The 18,469-nt window shown below is 33.7% G+C and carries 12 protein-coding genes; 10 read left to right on the top strand and 2 right to left on the bottom strand.

Going from position 1 to position 18,469, the window contains the following annotated elements:
• The first annotated feature begins 126 nt into the window (after positions 1-126).
• The 10 genes from H6W52_RS01945 to H6W52_RS01900 all read left to right on the top strand — a co-directional run bounded on the left by H6W52_RS01945 (position 127) and on the right by H6W52_RS01900 (position 15,394).
• Complete coding sequence (locus H6W52_RS01945) at positions 127-4,491, top strand: CusA/CzcA family heavy metal efflux RND transporter (protein ID WP_002977367.1); 4,365 nt, start codon at positions 127-129, stop codon at positions 4,489-4,491.
• Between the two features lie 4 nt (positions 4,492-4,495).
• Positions 4,496-5,809, top strand: a complete 1,314-nt coding sequence (locus tag H6W52_RS01940) for an efflux RND transporter periplasmic adaptor subunit (RefSeq protein WP_002977368.1) — start codon at positions 4,496-4,498, stop codon at positions 5,807-5,809.
• A 38-nt stretch (positions 5,810-5,847) separates the two neighbouring features.
• Positions 5,848-6,612 (top strand): methyltransferase family protein, encoded by a 765-nt coding sequence (locus H6W52_RS01935; protein WP_228370503.1) that lies wholly within the window; start codon positions 5,848-5,850, stop codon positions 6,610-6,612.
• 17 nt (positions 6,613-6,629) lie between these two features.
• Positions 6,630-7,508 (top strand): bestrophin family protein, encoded by an 879-nt coding sequence (locus tag H6W52_RS01930; protein WP_002977372.1) that lies wholly within the window; start codon positions 6,630-6,632, stop codon positions 7,506-7,508.
• Between the two features lie 27 nt (positions 7,509-7,535).
• A complete protein-coding gene (locus H6W52_RS01925; RefSeq protein WP_002977374.1) occupies positions 7,536-8,429 on the top strand; it encodes a cation diffusion facilitator family transporter in 894 nt (297 codons plus the stop codon).
• Between the two features lie 160 nt (positions 8,430-8,589).
• A complete protein-coding gene (locus H6W52_RS01920) occupies positions 8,590-10,548 on the top strand; it encodes an LTA synthase family protein (protein WP_002977376.1) in 1,959 nt (652 codons plus the stop codon).
• 21 nt (positions 10,549-10,569) lie between these two features.
• Positions 10,570-11,022 (top strand): MgtC/SapB family protein, encoded by a 453-nt coding sequence (locus H6W52_RS01915; protein WP_002977378.1) that lies wholly within the window; start codon positions 10,570-10,572, stop codon positions 11,020-11,022.
• Between the two features lie 30 nt (positions 11,023-11,052).
• Positions 11,053-13,113 carry a heavy metal translocating P-type ATPase gene (locus H6W52_RS01910; protein ID WP_002977380.1) on the top strand — a complete coding sequence of 687 codons (2,061 nt, stop codon included), beginning with the start codon at positions 11,053-11,055 and terminating at the stop codon, positions 13,111-13,113.
• 143 nt (positions 13,114-13,256) lie between these two features.
• Entirely contained in the window at positions 13,257-14,054 is a 798-nt protein-coding gene (locus H6W52_RS01905; RefSeq protein ID WP_002977383.1) for a phosphatase PAP2 family protein, read from the top strand.
• A 266-nt stretch (positions 14,055-14,320) separates the two neighbouring features.
• Complete coding sequence (locus H6W52_RS01900) at positions 14,321-15,394, top strand: endonuclease (protein WP_002977387.1); 1,074 nt, start codon at positions 14,321-14,323, stop codon at positions 15,392-15,394.
• A 323-nt stretch (positions 15,395-15,717) separates the two neighbouring features.
• On the opposite strand, the gene H6W52_RS01895 is transcribed toward H6W52_RS01900, so the two are convergent.
• Both H6W52_RS01895 and H6W52_RS01890 read right to left on the bottom strand, forming a co-directional pair.
• Entirely contained in the window at positions 15,718-17,721 is a 2,004-nt protein-coding gene (locus H6W52_RS01895; protein WP_116096096.1) for a sensor histidine kinase, read from the bottom strand.
• Between the two features lie 16 nt (positions 17,722-17,737).
• Entirely contained in the window at positions 17,738-18,352 is a 615-nt protein-coding gene (locus tag H6W52_RS01890; RefSeq protein WP_116096098.1) for a response regulator, read from the bottom strand.
• Positions 18,353-18,469 lie beyond the last annotated feature (117 nt).

Genomic DNA, 18,469 nt, shown 5'->3' with positions numbered 1-18,469 from the left:
TCATCTAAATTGTCTTGGAAACTTTGCAATATCATTGCACTGTAATCCTATTCATCTTTGCATCATCTTTTAAATTCAGTTTTATACTGATTTTAACTTTGGGCAATCCAATAAAAATTAAATTCAATGTTAGATAAAATCATAAGATTTAGTATCAAGAACAAGATTGTCATTGGTATCATGACCTTGTTATTGATTATTTGGGGAGTTTGGAGCGCAACCAAACTGCCAATTGATGCTACACCGGATATTACCAATAATCAGGTGCAGATCATCACAGTATGTCCCACACTTGCTGGACAGGAAGTAGAACAACTTGTTACCTTCCCAATTGAACAAAGTATCGCAAATGTACCAGATATTGAGGAAACTAGGAGTATTTCTAGATTCGGTCTATCAGTGATTACAGTTGTTTTTAAAGAAGAGGTAGATATTTATTTTGCTCGCCAACTGGTTACTGAAAAATTAAAACAAGCAGAAGAAGAAATTCCCCAAGGTGTTGGAACTCCTGAACTTGCCCCTGTTAGTACTGGACTTGGAGAAGTTTATCAATATATCCTGCATCCCAAAAAAGGCAGTGAGAAAAAGTATGATGCTAAAGAACTGCGAACAATGCAGGACTGGATTGTGCGAAGACAGCTTAATGGAACACCTGGAGTTGCAGAGATCAACAGTTTTGGCGGTCAGTTAAAACAATACGAGGTCGCTGTAAATCCAGACAGATTAAGAGCGATGGGCGTAAGTATATCTGATATTTTTACCGCTCTCGAAAAAAATAATCAGAATACAGGAGGTGCTTATATTGATAAAAAGCCAAATGCATATTTTATCCGTGGAATCGGTTTGGTAACATCTTTAGAAGACGCAGGGAACATTGTAGTTAAAAATAATACGGGCAGTGTTCCAATCTTCATAAAAGATGTTGCTGAAGTGCGTCTGGGAAGTGCTGTGAGATATGGTGCAATGACTTTTAATGGTCAGGTCGATGCTGTGGGAGGTGTTGTTATGATGCTAAAGGGAGCCAACAGTAATGAAGTGGTGAACAGAATTAAAGAAAAGATACCAGTTATACAAAAATCTCTTCCTGCAGACGTTGTAATTGAACCTTATTTAGATAGAACCGACCTGGTTGGAAGAGCAATCGACACAGTAGAAAAAAACCTAATTGAAGGTGCACTCATTGTCATCTTCGTACTTGTTATCTTCTTGGGTAATTTAAGAGCAGGTTTAATTGTAGCATCAGCTATTCCATTATCATTACTGTTTGCATTAGGAATGATGAATGTGTTTGGTGTGAGTGCTAACCTGATGAGTTTAGGAGCGATTGATTTCGGGCTTATTGTTGATGGGGCAGTTATTATTGTGGAAGCTACCTTACATCATTTAGGCTTGAATAAATCAAAAAAAATGCTTACCCAAGCAGAAATGGATGAAGAAGTTTTTCTTTCTGCATCCAAAATCAGAAGTAGTGCAGCATTTGGAGAAATCATTATTCTAATTGTATACATTCCGATTTTAACATTGGTGGGAGTAGAAGGTAAAATGTTTACGCCTATGGCTAAAACTGTGGGATTTGCTATTTTGGGCGCTCTGATTTTATCATTGACTTATATTCCGATGATGAGTGCTTTATTCTTATCAAAAAAGATGAGCCACAAAGAAAATTTCTCTGATAAAATGATGAACAGAATTCAGAAAGTTTATCAGCCTTTATTGGAAAAAGCATTAAAAATAAAATATTGGCTGGTTGGAGGAACCGTAGCTCTCTTTGCTGTAGCAATATTTGTTTTTGGGAGAATGGGTGGTGAATTTATACCTCAGTTGCAGGAAGGCGATTTTGCATTCCACTGTATCCTTCCACAAGGAAGTTCCTTAAATCAAAGTATTGAAACTTCAATGCAGGCTTCAAGAATTATAAAACAGTTTGATGAGGTAAAAATGGTTGTTGGTAAAACTGGCGCTGCTGAAGTACCTACCGACCCAATGCCACCGGAAGCTACTGATATGATGGTTATCTTGAAACCTCAGAAAGAATGGAAAACAAAGAAAACGTATGACGAACTCGCTGATGAAATCTCAGAGAAATTAGAAGTGATTCCTGGAGTTTTCTTTGAAAAGAACCAACCTATCCAAATGCGTTTCAATGAGTTAATGACAGGTATTAGACAAGATGTTGCAGTTAAAATTTTTGGTGAAAACTTAGATTCTCTGGCAATTTATGCTGATAAGACTGCTAAGGTAATACAGTCTGTTAAAGGTTCTACATCTCCCCAAATTGAGCGTGTAAGCGGACTCCCTCAGATTAACGTAGAGTATGACAGAACCAGAATGGCCAATTACGGATTAAACATTGAAGACGTTAATAATGCAGTAAGTACAGCTTTTGCAGGTAAATCAGCAGGTCAGGTTTTTGAAAATGAAAGGAGGTTCGATCTGGTTGTAAGATTAGACAGTTTACACAGAACAAATATTGACGATGTTAGTAATCTAATGATTTCTACTGCCTCTGGAACGCAAATTCCACTCGCCCAGGTTGCTAATATTAGTTACAAATTAGGGCCTGCCCAAATCAGCCGCGAAGCGGGAAAAAGAAGGATTGTAATAGGTTTCAATGTGAAAGACCGTGATGTTGAAAGTGTAGTTAAGGACATACAATCAAAGCTCGATAAAGAAGTAAAACTTCCTGCAGGATATTATTTTACCTATGGAGGTCAATTTGAGAATCTTCAGGCAGCAAGTAAGAGATTAATGATTGCAGTTCCAGTATCGCTATTCTTAATCTTTATGCTGCTTTATTTTACATTTAATTCATTTAAGCAAGCCACTTTAATTTTTACGGCTATTCCTATGAGTGCGATTGGTGGTGTATTCGCATTATTATTGAGAGATATGCCATTCAGTATCAGTGCCGGAATTGGCTTTATTGCTTTATTTGGTGTTGCCGTTTTGAATGGAATTGTATTGATTGGAACATTTAATCAATTGGAAAAGGAAGGCGAGACCAATATTCTGAAAAGAGTAATGGAAGGTACAAAAACAAGATTAAGACCTGTTTTAATGACTGCAACAGTAGCTTCATTAGGATTTTTACCGATGGCTATTTCTACAGGTGCAGGAGCTGAAGTGCAAAAACCTTTGGCGACAGTTGTTATCGGAGGTTTGGTTACGGCGACTTTCTTAACATTATTTGTCTTACCAATGTTGTATATTATTTTTAATACCAAGATTAATTTAAAAAAGATCAATAACAAATCGGTAACCGCCATTGTGGTTTTAGGATTTTTATTTTTAGGACAGACTTTTAGTGCACAACAGGGAAGAACCATAACAGTCGAAGAAGCTACACGTACTGCTATTGAGAATAATCAATCAATCCGATCGAGAGATCTGGATATTAAAGCTACACAGGCATTGATTCCAACGTCCAAAGAGCTCCCGAAAATGAATGTGGATGCTCAATTGGGGCAGTATAACTCTAAGAAATTTGACCAATCATTTTCGATCTCCCAAACGATTCCATTTCCAACTTTGTTCAAAGCAAGAAAAGAGTTGATTGCGGAACAGATTAAAGGAAAGCAAATCAACAGGGAAGTTTCTATGAATGAATTAGCGAAACAGGTTCGAACGTATTATTATCAAATTGAGTATTTACAATTTAATAAATCCAAGCTTAGCAATCTGGATAGTTTATACAATGACTTTATCAGAGTTGCAACGGTTAGGTTTAAAGCCGGAGATATTAAAAAAATTGAAATCAATACAGCTGAAACACAGAGAGGGGAAATCAACTTATTGCTTAAACAGAATGAGGTTTATCTTACCAATGCCTATAAAAATTTAAAAACATTGCTAAATATTGAAGAGGATATTTCAGTTCCATTTGATCAGAACTATCATCCGCTACAAGCACAATATGTTTTAGACAGCAGTGCCATTGCACAGCATCCTACCGTAAAAGCTTTTTATCAGGAAATGCAGATTGCGGAAAAAAATAAGAAAGTTGAAAAATCTTTGGGACTTCCTGACTTTACCATCGGATATACTAATCAGTCATTGATAGGATTTCAAACCATCAACGGGATGGATCAGTATTTCAATGGAGGAAACAGGTTTCATTCGGCAACAATTGGTGTTTCTATTCCTTTGACATTTGGAGCTACGAAAGCAAGAATCCAGTCTTATGAATATCAGAGACAAATGGCAGAATCAAATGCAAAATTCCAGCAAAAGCAGCTTGAAGCGCAATTGCAAAATGCATTTAATCAATATCAGCAAAATGTTAATCAGTATGACTACTACGTTAATCAAGCGATTCCAAATGCTGAGAAAATTGCCAAAGCAGGACAATTAGGTTATAAAACAGGAGAAATTTCTTATGTAGAATATCTTTTTGCACTGCAGACTTCCACCAATATTCAGCTTAAATACCTGGAATCTATTCAACAGGTCAACGAATCTGTAGTTATCATTAATTCAATCATCAATAAATAGACAAATGAAAATCAAATATAGCATTGTATCTCTAGCCTTAATTTCTATTCTAGCGGTCAGCTGTGGAAAAAAAGATGCTCCGGCAGAAGGAGAAGAGAAACCAAAAACAGAACAGGCAGAAGAAAGTCACGAAGAAGCTCCGCAAACTATTGCGGAACTGACTGAAGAACAGATGAAATCTGTAGGAATCAGTCTTGGAACTTTAGAAATGAAAGATTTAGCCTCAACTATTAAGGCAAATGGTGTTCTTCGTGTACCCAATAACAGAAAGGCAACGGTCACTTCACTGTATGGAGGTGTCATTAAGACATTAACCGTTCAGATAGGAGATTATGTAAGACAGGGACAGGTTATTGCTACAATCAGTAACCCTGAATACATTCAGTTACAGGAACAATATCTGACTATTAACAGCAGAATAACTTATGCAGAGCAGGAATTCAGAAGGCAAAAGGAGCTTTTTGACAATGATGCCGGAGCAAAAAAGAATCTGCAAAGTTCTGATGCGGAGCTAAAAAGTTTAAGAACCCAGAGATCATCGTTACAAAGACAATTACAGCTAATGGGAATCAGTCCTGGGAAAGTAAGCAATGGAAACCTAAGATCAGGCTTGGTCATTACATCGCCAATCAGCGGAACAGTTAGTACGATTAATGCACAGATAGGAAGTTATGTTGATGTATCGTCACCGGTTTTGGAGATCATCGATAACAGCTCAATTCATTTGGATTTACAAGTCTTTGAAAGAGATCTTCCCAAAATGAAAGTTGGTCAGATTGTGCAGTTTAAGCTCACCAACAATCCGGAAGAAACCTTTAATGCAAAAGTGTACAGCATCGGATCATCTTTTGAAAATGAAAGTAAAACGATTTCAGTTCATGCAATGGTTACCGGGAACAAAGCTGGCTTGATTGACGGAATGAATATTACAGGAAATGTAAGCCTTGGAAATTCACAAACTCCCGCCGTTCCAAATGAAGCTATTGTAGAAGCCGATGGTAAATTCTATGTATTTGTACAAACTTCTAAAAAAGTGGAAGAGCACGCTGAAGAAAAAGGAGATGACGATCATGGTCACGGGCATGATGAAGGAGAGGCGGAACACGGTCACAAAAATGAAACCGAAGCAGGAAACCATGCAAAGGAGCAGGCTAAGAAAATGAATTTTGAAAAAATTGAAGTGGTAAAAGGGACTTCAGATATGGGTTACACAGCGATTACGCCTGTGAGTGCAATTGCACCTGATGCAAAAATTGTGGTAAAAGGCGCATTCTTCGTGAATGCTAAGCTTTCTAATGCAGGAGACCACGGACATTAATTAATCAATAATCAAGTGAAATCCTATCTTGATTTCACTTGATTTTAAAAATATTAGTTATGCCTTTAAAACAAGAATTAGAAACCCAGGGAAATTGGCTGTTCAGATACAGAAGTTTTTTGCCGATTATCGTTCTGGCGCTTGGCTTAGGAGTTTTTATCCAAAATGTTTTGCTGAAAAACGATAATGATTGTTCACTTTTCTTTGAGATGCTTTGTTTAGCTGTAAGCATTTTAGGTTTGATTATAAGAGTGTATACTGTTGGTTTTACTCCGCATAATACTTCAGGAAGAAATACAAAAGCAGGGCAGGTTGCAGATGAATTAAACACTACAGGTATTTACAGTACAACCAGAAATCCATTGTACTTAGGTAATTTTTTTATGTGGCTTGGGCTTGCGATGTTTACTGAAAATCTGTGGTTTGTAATTTCATTTGTGTTTTTTTATTGGGTCTATTATGAAAGGATTGTTTTTGCTGAAGAGCAATTTTTAGAAAGAAAATTTGGAGAGCAATATACTAAGTGGGCTGATAAAGTACCGGTTTTTATACCGAATTTATACCTTTTCAGAAATACTCATCTTAGCTTCAGTTTAAAAAAAGTTCTATTAAAAGAAAAAAACGGACTTTTTGCCATGTTTCTGATTTTTACTGTTTTTGAAATTACCGGAGAAATTATCCTAAGACATACGCATTATAATATGATTTTTATTGTAGGCTGTATTCTTACTATGATTCTATACATTATTTTAAAAGTAATAAAAAAACGTAAAACAATGTTGCAAAATAAATTTAGTCAATAATTAAAAAATCCTCAATTATGCTTTTAAACAAAAGAATTTCGGTTTGGTATTTTGTTAAACAGATTAAATTTCAGATCGTTTTGATTGTCAGCTTTGCTTTTCTAATAGGCTTTTTAGACGACATTGATTTTTTGAAAAAAATTACCATACCATTGAGTATTCCTGCACTTTTAGGAACTGCTGTCTCTTTACTTTTAGCATTCAGGACTGCACAATCTTATGAAAGATGGTGGGAAGCAAGAACCGTTTGGGGCGCTATTGTGAATGATTCAAGATCATTTATGAGATTAATAAAACAATTTTTCCCTAACTCAGAAAACGATACATCTGAGTTTGCAGAACGACATATCATCTGGCTGAATGCTTTAGGAGAAAGTTTAAGAAAAGTACCTTTTTCAATAAGAGTAAGAGAATACTTAGAATCGCAAAACATCAATGCTTTAAATATTCCCAATGCCCTTTTAGATAAACATTCTGATCACCTTAGGAAATTGGCAGAACAGGAGAATTTATCTGAATACAAATTGGTACAGATGAACGATATGGTCATCAGGTTTTGTGACAGTATGGGAAAATGTGAGCGTTTAAAAAATACTGTTTTCCCTCGTGCCTACAGCATTTTGCTGCATACATTGATTTACGTTTTTGCATTTCTTCTGCCATTTGGACTGGAAGACTCACAACTTGGTGTTGAGATTGCCACGACAATTATTGTACCTGTGATTTTTATAGCTATTGAGAAAACAGCAATCATAATGCAGGACCCCTTTGAAAATACACCGGTAGATACTCCAATGACATCATTAGCAAAAACAATTGAAATCAATCTTTTGCAAATGATCGGAGAGAAGAATGTACCAGTTAAAGAAGTGAGTACAAGCTATTATGAAATGTAGGCTTAATCTAATACAAATCTTAGTGTTATGAACGATCAGAATAAAAATATTTCGGCTTCTGCAAAACATAAAAGAAATCTTTTAATTGTCTTATGTTTAAGTGGCACTTATATGATTGCCGAAGTTATTGGCGGTTTAGCTACTAAAAGTCTTGCGCTACTTGCCGATGCAGCTCATATGCTTACTGATGTGGTCGGATTATTCCTTGCTTTTATAGCAATCAAAATTGGTGAAAGAAAAGCCGATGCACAGAAAACATTCGGCTATTACCGAACAGAAATTCTGGCGGCAGTAATCAATGCGGTAGTTCTGTTGGGAATTTCTGTATATGTATTGTTTGAAGCATGGCAAAGGTTCAAAAATCCCCCTGAAGTACAGAGCACAGCTATGATGATCGTTGCCGGAATAGGCTTGCTGGTGAATATTATCGGAATCATGATTATTAGAAAAGATTCAGGTGAAAGCCTAAATATGAAGGGTGCCTACTTTGAGGTTCTTTCTGACGCGCTTACCTCAGTAGGAGTAATGATTGCCGGAGTTATTATGTTGACGACAGGATGGTATTATGCTGATCCCCTTATTTCCGCTGTGATAGGGTTATTAATATTTCCGAGAACCTGGAAGCTCTTGAAAGAAGCTGTGAATGTTTTATTAGAAGGAACTCCAAAAGATGTCAATATAGAAGAGCTTAGAAATTCTTTGGAATCTGTAAAAGGAGTTATTAAACTTCATGATCTCCACGTTTGGTCATTGACTTCCGGCGTTAATGCGATGAGTTCCCACGTAGTAGCCGACCATCAGGAAGATCTCAATAAACTTTTGAAAAATTTGTCAGATAAAGCCACCTCTGAATTTAAAATTAGCCATACTACATTCCAAATTGAAACTGAAGGGCACCAAGAGGGGGAGGTTCATCTATAATAGCAGTTGTGCCATCTTGCATTAATAGATGAAATAAGTAAATGGGAAAATTTCTAAAACATCAAATAGACTATGAATTATAAAAATCTGGGTCTATTCAAGATGAATTACATACTTACGTATTTTTTTACGCAATTAATCATTTCAAATATTTAGATATATGAAATTAAAACAAAACTATTGGGGCAATTACACATTACTGGTTTATTCTTTTTTATTTTATCTGGTATCGTCTTTACTTCTCCGATTTGGATTTTTAGCAGTCAGTTTTCAAAAGGCTGATTTATCTCTGTTACCTATAATGAAAATTTTTCTTCTGGGATTTTTGTTTGACTTTGGAGTTGGATTATTCTTTCTGCTACCATACAGTTTTTATCTATTGATTTTTCCTCAGAAATACATAAGGTCTTTATTCAATAAAATTATTACCTACAGCACTTTTATTATTTTTCTTCTTATACATTTATTTTCATTTTTTGCCGAGGTTACATTTTGGCAGGAGTTTGAGAGCCGATTTAATTTTATTGCTGTAGATTATTTGGTATATACTTACGAAGTTATTAATAACATAAATGAGTCTTACCCTTTACCCGTTTTGATATCATCGATACTTCTGCTTATGACCTTAATATTTATTTTGTTTTACAAAAGCAAAATATTCTTTTTTTCATTTAACGGACAACATAAATTTTCGGTTAGACTAATTGTTTTTTTAGGATTTTTCTGCCTTACCATAATATACTCTTTGTTTATCAGTAATAGTTTAGCAGATAAAAGTGTCAATCGTTATCAAAATGAAATTTCTAAGGCAGGAATTTATTCGTTTTTCTCCGCCTATAAAAACAATGAAATCAATTACGATCATTTTTACAAACTAATTGATAACGAAAGCGCTTTTAAAATAGTTAGAACTGATTTGAACGATAATCAAAGATTTTTCTCAAATAACCTTTCTATAGAACGAAAAATATCCAGCAAACAAAATCTTATAAAGCCAAATGTTATAATGATAACAATGGAAAGTTTCAGCGCGGACTTTATGGGTACTTTCGGGAATAAACAAGGGCTTACTCCAAATTTAGATTCTTTAGCCGGCGGTGGCATTTTATTCTCACAAATGTATGCTACAGGAACCAGAACAGTGCGTGGAATGGAGGCTTTGTCGTTAGCTGTCCCACCAACGCCAGGCAACAGTATTGTCAGAAGAGAAGATAATGATCATCTTACAACTATAGGCTCAATTTTTAGTGCACAAGGTTACGATAACACATTTATTTATGGAGGAGATGGATATTTTGATAATATGAATAAATATTTTGGAAATAACGGATATGATATTATAGATAAGAAGAGAAATCCTTTGGCAAAAGAAAACTATCAGGCATTGAGGACGCCGATCAACCAGAAAGAAATTACGTTTGAAAATGCATGGGGGATTTGTGACGAAGATTTATACAATCAAGTGATTAAACAGGCAGACCAGAAATATAAACAAGGAAAATCTTTTTATGATTTTGTGATGACCACTTCCAATCACCGTCCGTTTACATATCCTGATGGCAAAATTGATATACCATCCGGTTCGGGTAGGGAAGGTGCAATAAAATATACAGATTATGCTATCGGACAATTCTTTAAAAAAGCTAGAAGTAAGCCGTGGTTTAAAAATACAGTATTTGTGATTGTAGCTGATCACTGCGCAAGTAGCGCAGGTAAAAATGAAATTGATATTTCCAAATATCATATCCCAGCAATGATTATAAATCTTCCGAACCAAAACTCTTTAAAAATTGAAAAAATGTGTTCACAAATTGATCTTTATCCAACTTTATTTGATTTAATGGGATGGAACTACAGAAGTAACCTTTATGGTAAGAATGTTTTGAGCGACAATTATATTCCTAGAATTTTTGTAAGTACCTATCAAAAGTTGGGATATATGGAAAACGATAAACTTGTGATATTGAGCCCTCAGCAGAAAGTGGAAGCTTATTTATATAATAAAACGCAAAATCAACAGATACCAAAGATTTTTTCTGATCAGTATATTAACAAGGCTGTCGCAAATTATCAAACTGCATATTATCTCTATAAAAATCAAGGTTTGAAACAAAAATAATCAAGTAATGTTAGATACAACATGGATATAAAATTTGAACTTATTCTTTCAGGCAAATTGCTGCTATCTATATTATTCGGCAGCATTATAGGTTATGAAAGAGAAGCAGCTCATAAAGATGCCGGTATACGAACGTTTGCTATTCTTTGCTTGGCATCTTGTCTTTTTGTTGCGGTTGCCTCTCATCTTACAGATGATAAATCAGCGATAGCCAGAATGCTTGCAGCAATTCCGGCAGGACTTGGATTTATAAGTGCTGGATTAGCATTAAAAGATAAATCAAGCAATATGCAGGGATTAACAACATCTACAGCACTATGGGCAGCGTCAGCTATTGGAGCGGCTCTTGCCTTAAATATGTTTTTATTGTCATTTTTAGCAACTGTTCTCACCCTTTTTGTATTAAGCCTGAATAAATTCAAATGGTATAAAAACTGGATTGCAAAGAAGGAGCAAAGTAAAAATTTAAAATAAAAAATTAAAAATCACTTAAAATATACTTCTATGAAACATCAACACACTTACGATGAGCAAGGTAACCAGCTTTGCTGTACGCCTCAGGAAGGCAAGATTTATAAGGATGCAGGAGCCAAAAAACTCATTGTTGAGGATAATGGCTGTTGTTCAACAAATGTAAAGAAAGAAGTACAGCATCATTCCGATGACGATGGACATAACCACGATCATGACAATAGTGATAAGAGTACCTTTCAGATGTTCCTTCCCGCAATAGTTTCATTGTTATTGCTTCTGTTGGGAATTGCGTTAGATAATTATTTTAAACCAGACTGGTTTAAAGATTGGATTCGTATTGTTTGGTATGCAGCAGCTTATGCCCCTGTCGGGCTTCCTGTTTTAAAAGAAGCTTTTGAAAGCATTAAGGATGGTGATGTTTTCTCTGAATTCTTTTTGATGAGTATCGCAACTATAGGAGCTTTTATAATTGGTGAATATCCTGAAGGTGTAGCTGTTATGTTATTTTATGCTGTAGGGGAAGTTTTTCAAACACTAGCAGTAACAAGAGCAAAAAGTAATATTAAAGCTCTTCTTGATCAAAGACCGGATGAGGTGACAATTATTGAAAATAACGAAACAAAAACTATTAAAGCTTCCAATGCAGAGATAGGGCAAACCATACAGTTAAAACCTGGAGAAAAACTTGCTTTGGATGGAGAGCTTATTTCAGATTCAGCATCTTTTAATACGGCAGCACTAACCGGCGAAAGTAAACCTGATACAAAAAATAAAGGAGAGACTGTTCTTGCAGGGATGATTAATATGAATAGTGTTGCTTTGGTAAAAATCAATACAGCTTATGAGGACAGTAAACTCAGTAAGATTTTAGAATTGGTTCAAAATGCGACTGCGCAGAAGGCACCTACGGAGCTGTTTATAAGAAGATTTGCAAGAGTTTATACTCCGATTGTTGTTGTGTTAGCAGTACTGATATGTCTTATTCCATATTTTTTTGTCGATAATTATATTTTTAGAGATTGGTTATACAGAGCTTTGATCTTTCTGGTAATTTCTTGTCCTTGTGCTTTAGTCATTTCAATTCCTTTAGGGTATTTTGGAGGTATTGGTGCAGCAAGTCGAAACGGAATTTTATTTAAAGGCAGTAATTTTCTAGATAAGATTGCCGAAATAAAAAATGTTGTGATGGATAAAACCGGTACTATGACGGAAGGAGTATTTAAAGTTCAGGAAGTCGATATTAAATCAGAATTTGATAAAAATGAAATCCTTAAGATGGTTAATGTTGTAGAGAGCAAGAGTACCCATCCTGTGGCAACTGCTATCCACGAATATGTTGGCGATTTGGATACATCAATTAATGTTGAGAATTCTGAGGAAATTGCAGGTCATGGTCTTAAAGCTGTAATCAACGGTAAGGATATACTCGTAGGGAATTTCAAGCTTATGGATAAGTTCAATATTCAATATGATGTTGATCCTTCAAAAATTGTTTACACCGTTATTGCAATTGCTTATGATAAAAAATTTGCAGGCTACATAACTATCGCTGATAGTATTAAAGACGATGCTAAAAAAACTTTAGAACTGTTACATAATTTAAATGTAAAGGCAACAATGCTTAGTGGTGACAAAACAAGCGTTGTAAAATATGTCGCAGAACAAATAGGAATTGACAACGCTTTCGGTGACCTTCTTCCTGAGGATAAAGTGAACAAGGTGAAAGAAATAAAATCCAAAAATGAGAGCGTTGCATTTGTTGGTGACGGTGTTAATGATGCCCCAGTGGTTGCTTTAAGTGATGTCGGTATTGCCATGGGCGGCTTAGGGAGTGATGCGACCATTGAGACTGCTGATGTCGTGATTCAAGATGATAAACCTTCAAAAATACCAATGGCTATTAACATTGGCAAAAAAACTAAAAGAATTGTCTGGCAGAACATCATTTTAGCATTTGTGGTCAAAGCAATTGTTTTAATTCTTGGAGCCGGAGGATTGGCAACAATGTGGGAAGCTGTTTTTGCAGATGTAGGTGTTGCATTGATTGCAATTCTAAATGCTGTACGCATCCAACGAATGAATTTCAAATAAAAATAACATAGCATTCTAATTTCACTAATCACTTAAGAAAAGTTCCAACAAATATCAATTAAAATAAAGTTCTCAAACCGAGAACAGGTTGTTTATTGAAAATATTCAACAAAACTATTTACTCTAATTTTTCAATTAATGCAATGATAATCAATATTATAAATAAGATTCCAGTTCTTTTTTTTATGCTAGTATGCAATTTGGCTTTAGCACAGGATAGCTTAACAGTAAGTGAAAAAATTGGGGATACGATTGCTGTCCAAAAACCTGAAAATAATTTTAGTTATAAGAGACTTATAGCCCCTACAAGTTTAATATCCATAGGAGCGATGAGTTTCGCTATTCCTAAAATGAAAGAATTTGATGCAGGAGTACGAAAAGAAGTAAAAGACCATAATCTTCATAATTCTACATTGGATAATTATACCCAATTCATACCTGCCGTGATGGTTTATGGATTTAATATTTCAGGTTTGAAAGGCAAGCATAATTTAAGAGAAAGAACAATTATTCTTGCAACATCGCAGCTAATATCGACAGCAATCGTAATACCTTCAAAATATTTAATTGGAGAAGAACGCCCAGATAAATCCAACAATATGTCTTTTCCGTCTGGGCATGCAGCAATTGCTTTTTCAACAGCGCAGTTTATGTATAGAGAATATAGAGACAGTAATTATTGGCTCAGTTTATCAGGATATCCATTTGCAATATTCACAAGTGTTTACAGAGTTATTAATAACAAACACTGGGTAACAGATGTAGTAGCGGGCGCTGGGGTAGGAATACTTTCAACCGAATTAGCTTATTGGCTATTTCCGAAAATCAATATGTTTTTATCAGCTAATAAAAACAAAAAATCTGTCTCTATGCTTGCCCCTCTTTATCAAAAGAATGGTCATAGCAATACTTTTGGGATTAATTATCAGATAACCTTCTAATTTAGAACATGGGATTTAAACGACGTTTTAGAAGAAAAATTATTCGAAGAGGTAAGCACAGGCTTACTTCTCAAGATCTTTTTTTTATTGTTGGCTGGCTTCTTTTTATGCTCCTTTTGGTAATTCATCAGGTATACAATTTTAATATCAAATATGTTAAGATTCATTCGCATCCTTCGGAAAAAACACACACTCATAATGACGGAAAATGACAAATTATCAACAAATTTTTTAAACCATAATATTAACCCTTTATTTAAATCAAAATGAAAAAACTTGTACTAACTCTTTTGGTAAGCCTTGTATTAAATTCTGTTTATGGACAGGCTCCGTCAAACTATTATGATGGCACTGCGGGATTATCAGGAGCTTCTTTAAAGTCAAAGTTGAAAACTATCATTACCAACGGCCACCAAGATAATGGCTATGGCAATTTGCTGACAGCTTTTCAAAGCACAGATAGGGATTATTTCTACGAAAATGATGGAACTGTAATGGATATGTATTCTGAAAATCCGACAGGAACAGATCCATATATTTATAATCATGGAGTCAAACAATGTGGAAATTATAGTGTTGAAGGAGACTGTTACAACCGAGAACATGTCGTACCGCAAAGTTTATTTAATCAGAATTTACCGATGAGATCTGATGTCCATTTTGTTACACCTACTGACGGAAAAGTCAACGGAATGCGATCAAATTATCCTTTTGGAAAAGTAGGATCAACCTCATTTACATCACTAAACGGTTCTAAACTGGGAAGTTCAGTATCTGCAGGTTATGCGGGGACTGTTTTTGAACCAATTGATGAGTTTAAAGGTGATATTGCCAGAATGATATTATATTTTGTAACCAGATACGAGACGCAGCTATCAGGTTTCAGCAGCGGAAACATATTAGGTAGTACAGCCTACCCTGGCTTACAGACATGGGAATTAAAACAATTACTCGAGTGGAATAATTTAGATCCTGTTTCTCCTTTTGAGATAGCAAGAAATAATGCGGCATTCACTTACCAAGGTAATAGAAATCCATACATCGATCGTCCTGAGTTCGTCGCTTTAATTTGGGGTGCTTATATGGGAGTTGCAGATGTAGATTTGTCAAAAAGTCTTGTGATCGTTCCTAATCCCGTAAAAGATAATAAGATTTATGTGTTAGGCGGAAAAAATCTAGGACAATATAAAATTGCTTTGATTTATAATATGACTGGTCAATTAGTACAGACAATTGAAAATCCATTTCAAAAAGATAATACAATTATTCTTACAGATCTTCCTAAGGGTATTTATATTTTGAAAACTGGCGATCTGAATACAAAGTTTATTATAAAATAAATCAATAAAAAAGATTATTTATAAAATACTGTTCTAAGTCAAAAAAATTATAATATTGGTTAGATTGTAAATTATAATATCTCCCATTAGTTGAGAAGGTTTTTATGTGTAAATATTTAATACATAAATAAAGAATAACTTTTTTGTACCATATTTGTACCATAAAAATATAACTATTTGATTTATAGTAGTTATTATATTAGAAGAAGTGAAATAATTATTTAAAAACAAAATAATTTAAAACCGCCTTAAACGAATGTTCAGGGCGGTTTTTTATTACATGCCGAATCCAATTCTGGATGCTATCTGTTATATTTTTCCAGTTATTTTAATGAGTAAGGCATATTGGCATTGATGCTGAACCCAGATTCTGTTTTGGAAATTGAAAATTTACCGTTAAGATTTTCAATAGTCTCTTTTAACGTTTGAAGTCCTATTCCTTGTTTGCGCTTATCTGAAAAAAACTTCTTTTTACCATCATCTTTTACTTCTATGTAGATGAAATTTTCATCATTATTTATTTTGATGAATACATTTTGGGCGGTAGAATACTTTATAATATTTGTGCAACCTTCTTTAATCATCATTAGAATAAAAACTTTTGTTTCCGGAAATAGTTCTATTTGAGTATTAAGATCAAATTGGGTTTGAAGATTAATAATTTTTGAATTCACGAAAATTAATTGAATACTTTTTTCTAATTCTTCTAAAAAATCACTATTACGACAGCTTTCATAGATTTTGTGACTCTCATTACGGATGATTGCGTAAATTTTTTGCAATTCTTTTTCCAAAGACTCCCATAATTTTAGTGCTTTTACATCAGGTTCCAGCTTTCGTTTTACTTTTAGAAAATTAGCCGTTGCTATTAACGAAGATCCAATATCTGTATGTAGTTGCAAAGAAAATGTCTTCTTTAATTCATTAACAGCCGCTTGTTTTGCATAATGAATTTTATGAATTTCGTTTTCTGTGATATTTTTAAGATGTTGAGCTAATTTTTGAGATTGTCTTTTCTTCTTTCGAATATAGAAAAATATGAAGACTGTACTTATCATAATCAGATTCCACAAGAAGATAAGAGTAATGGTTAAATTCTTTTTTTTTACATTTAATTCTGCAATCTGTTCATTCTTTTTAGAGATATTGTATTTTTTCTCCAGTTCTCTGAATTGTACATTTAGTTTTTCATTTCTGTCTTGCTTTATAATCTCAATTTCTTTTACTTTTATACGATAAGCTTCCCGAAAATTATTACGGTCTTTTTCATATTCTGAGACGACTTTGTAATACTGAGCCAAATTGTTTTTAAAGTTGCTGTCTACTGAAATAATATCTTTAAAAGGTTTTGATTCCTCTATTTCATATTTTAGATTGGGAATTAAGTCGTATTTTTTCCGTTTAATAAGAATCATAACTTTAACCATTTTGGCAAATACATAATCTTCTGTGATAATGAATCTTCCTTCTTTTTTTTGCTTTAGTGATTTTTCAATAAATCTTTCTGCATTTTGGTAATCCTCTTTTAGATATTCTGAGTAGGCTTGTGCAAAATAAGTTCTAAGCATATTGGCTTCTTGGTAATGTAAACTTTCTATTTCTTTTGTATTAGAATCAATAATGCTTAAGTATTTTAGTTTTTCTTCTTTTTTTAAATTATCATTATTTAGCACCAGATCTAATACTGAATTGGAAATATTATTTAAGATAGTTTCGTGATAATTTGGAATTTTACCCCTATAGCTTGATTTTTTATAAAAAGCAATCGCTTTTTGATAGGATTTTACAGATTCTTTAAAAAGTTTAGCCTGATAAAATATATTGCCTTCTAATGCATAGTAATTCAGACTGGCGCTTTCTTTTTTTTCTTTCATCACTACTTTTTTCAGCTTGTAAAGAATAGTACTTATACTTTTTAAATCTTGCGTTTTTTTACATAAAGAATTAGCATACTGCATAAGAGCATTAGAATAATAGGTATCCCAGTCATCGGTCTTGTTATTTACCATCAGTTCTGTGCTTTTTTCGTACAAGGATATAATTTCTTTGTTGTATTTATCTTGCATTCTTTCATTCTGTACAAAATCATAGCAATCTGCAAGAGTACTGAGAATGATAATTTTATTTAGGTTATCAGTATTTTTATATTGTTCTTTGGTTTTAAATTTTTCTAATTGATTTATCACCTTCAGTAATTCAGGTTTGGTCATCTTATCAATTTTTTCACTTTGTTTAAAAGATTTTACATCCTCAACAGATCCAAAATTCTGAGAAAAGAAGTGACCGAAAAAAAAGAGATAAAGGAAAAAAAAATAGTTTTTCATCATAAAAATAGACATTAAATTACAAACCGAAATCTCCCAATTTAGCCAAAAGCTCTGTTACAAATTTTACGTCCGCTTTTTGCATAATATTTCTTCTGTGTGTAATAATTGTATTTTCGCTCAGGTTTAGAATTTTTGCTTTGTCTTTGATTGATTTGCCTTGTTTAATAAGTTCGATGATTTCCAGTTCTCTCTGGCTGAAAATATTATTTTCTTTTAACAGTAAATATTGCATAACATCCGATTCCAAGTTTTTGCAGACATATTTTTTATTATTGTTTATGTAATTGATACATTTATAAATTTCATCTTGGGATGCAGATTTGGATAAAAAGCCGTCTGCACTATTAAGCAACAATCTTGCAATCAAATTTGAGCTGTTTATACTACTGAGTACTACAATCTTTATAAATTCATTTTCTTTTTTCCATTGATTAATAATATGGAAGATATCCAGTCCCGGTATTAGGTAATCTGTAAAAATCAAATCAATTTTTTGTCCTTCCATACATGCATTCACTTCTTCTATGCTTGTACATCCGAATACTTCATGCTGAACAGAAAAATTACTTTCCAAAAGGATTTTAAAAGATTGCACAAATAATGTGTGATCGTCAAATAATAAAATCTTCATATTATGATTTTTTTACAAAACTAAAATTTAAACATTTAAAATAATGTAATTACTATTAATGATATAGGGTTAATTAATATTAGTTATAAAAAACAATCAATATTGATTATTGATGGC

This window comes from Chryseobacterium sp. C2(2020) (assembly GCF_014218915.1).
Classification (GTDB): Bacteria; Bacteroidota; Bacteroidia; order Flavobacteriales; family Weeksellaceae; genus Chryseobacterium; species Chryseobacterium mucoviscidosis.
The sequence above is the reverse complement of the archived record's forward strand: the minus strand, read 5'-3'. Positions and strand labels throughout refer to the sequence as shown.

What these genes read in the sequence shown, in the direction of transcription:
- H6W52_RS01890 (WP_116096098.1), bottom strand. Translation starts at nt 18,352, where the DNA reads ATGAAGATTTTATTATTTGACGATCACACATTATTTGTGCAATCTTTT.
- H6W52_RS01900 (WP_002977387.1), top strand. Translation starts at nt 14,321, where the DNA reads ATGAAAAAACTTGTACTAACTCTTTTGGTAAGCCTTGTATTAAATTCT.
- H6W52_RS01905 (WP_002977383.1), top strand. Translation starts at nt 13,257, where the DNA reads ATGATAATCAATATTATAAATAAGATTCCAGTTCTTTTTTTTATGCTA.
- H6W52_RS01910 (WP_002977380.1), top strand. Translation starts at nt 11,053, where the DNA reads ATGAAACATCAACACACTTACGATGAGCAAGGTAACCAGCTTTGCTGT.
- H6W52_RS01940 (WP_002977368.1), top strand. Translation starts at nt 4,496, where the DNA reads ATGAAAATCAAATATAGCATTGTATCTCTAGCCTTAATTTCTATTCTA.
- H6W52_RS01915 (WP_002977378.1), top strand. Translation starts at nt 10,570, where the DNA reads ATGGATATAAAATTTGAACTTATTCTTTCAGGCAAATTGCTGCTATCT.
- H6W52_RS01930 (WP_002977372.1), top strand. Translation starts at nt 6,630, where the DNA reads ATGCTTTTAAACAAAAGAATTTCGGTTTGGTATTTTGTTAAACAGATT.
- H6W52_RS01945 (WP_002977367.1), top strand. Translation starts at nt 127, where the DNA reads ATGTTAGATAAAATCATAAGATTTAGTATCAAGAACAAGATTGTCATT.
- H6W52_RS01925 (WP_002977374.1), top strand. Translation starts at nt 7,536, where the DNA reads ATGAACGATCAGAATAAAAATATTTCGGCTTCTGCAAAACATAAAAGA.
- H6W52_RS01920 (WP_002977376.1), top strand. Translation starts at nt 8,590, where the DNA reads ATGAAATTAAAACAAAACTATTGGGGCAATTACACATTACTGGTTTAT.
- H6W52_RS01895 (WP_116096096.1), bottom strand. Translation starts at nt 17,721, where the DNA reads ATGATGAAAAACTATTTTTTTTTCCTTTATCTCTTTTTTTTCGGTCAC.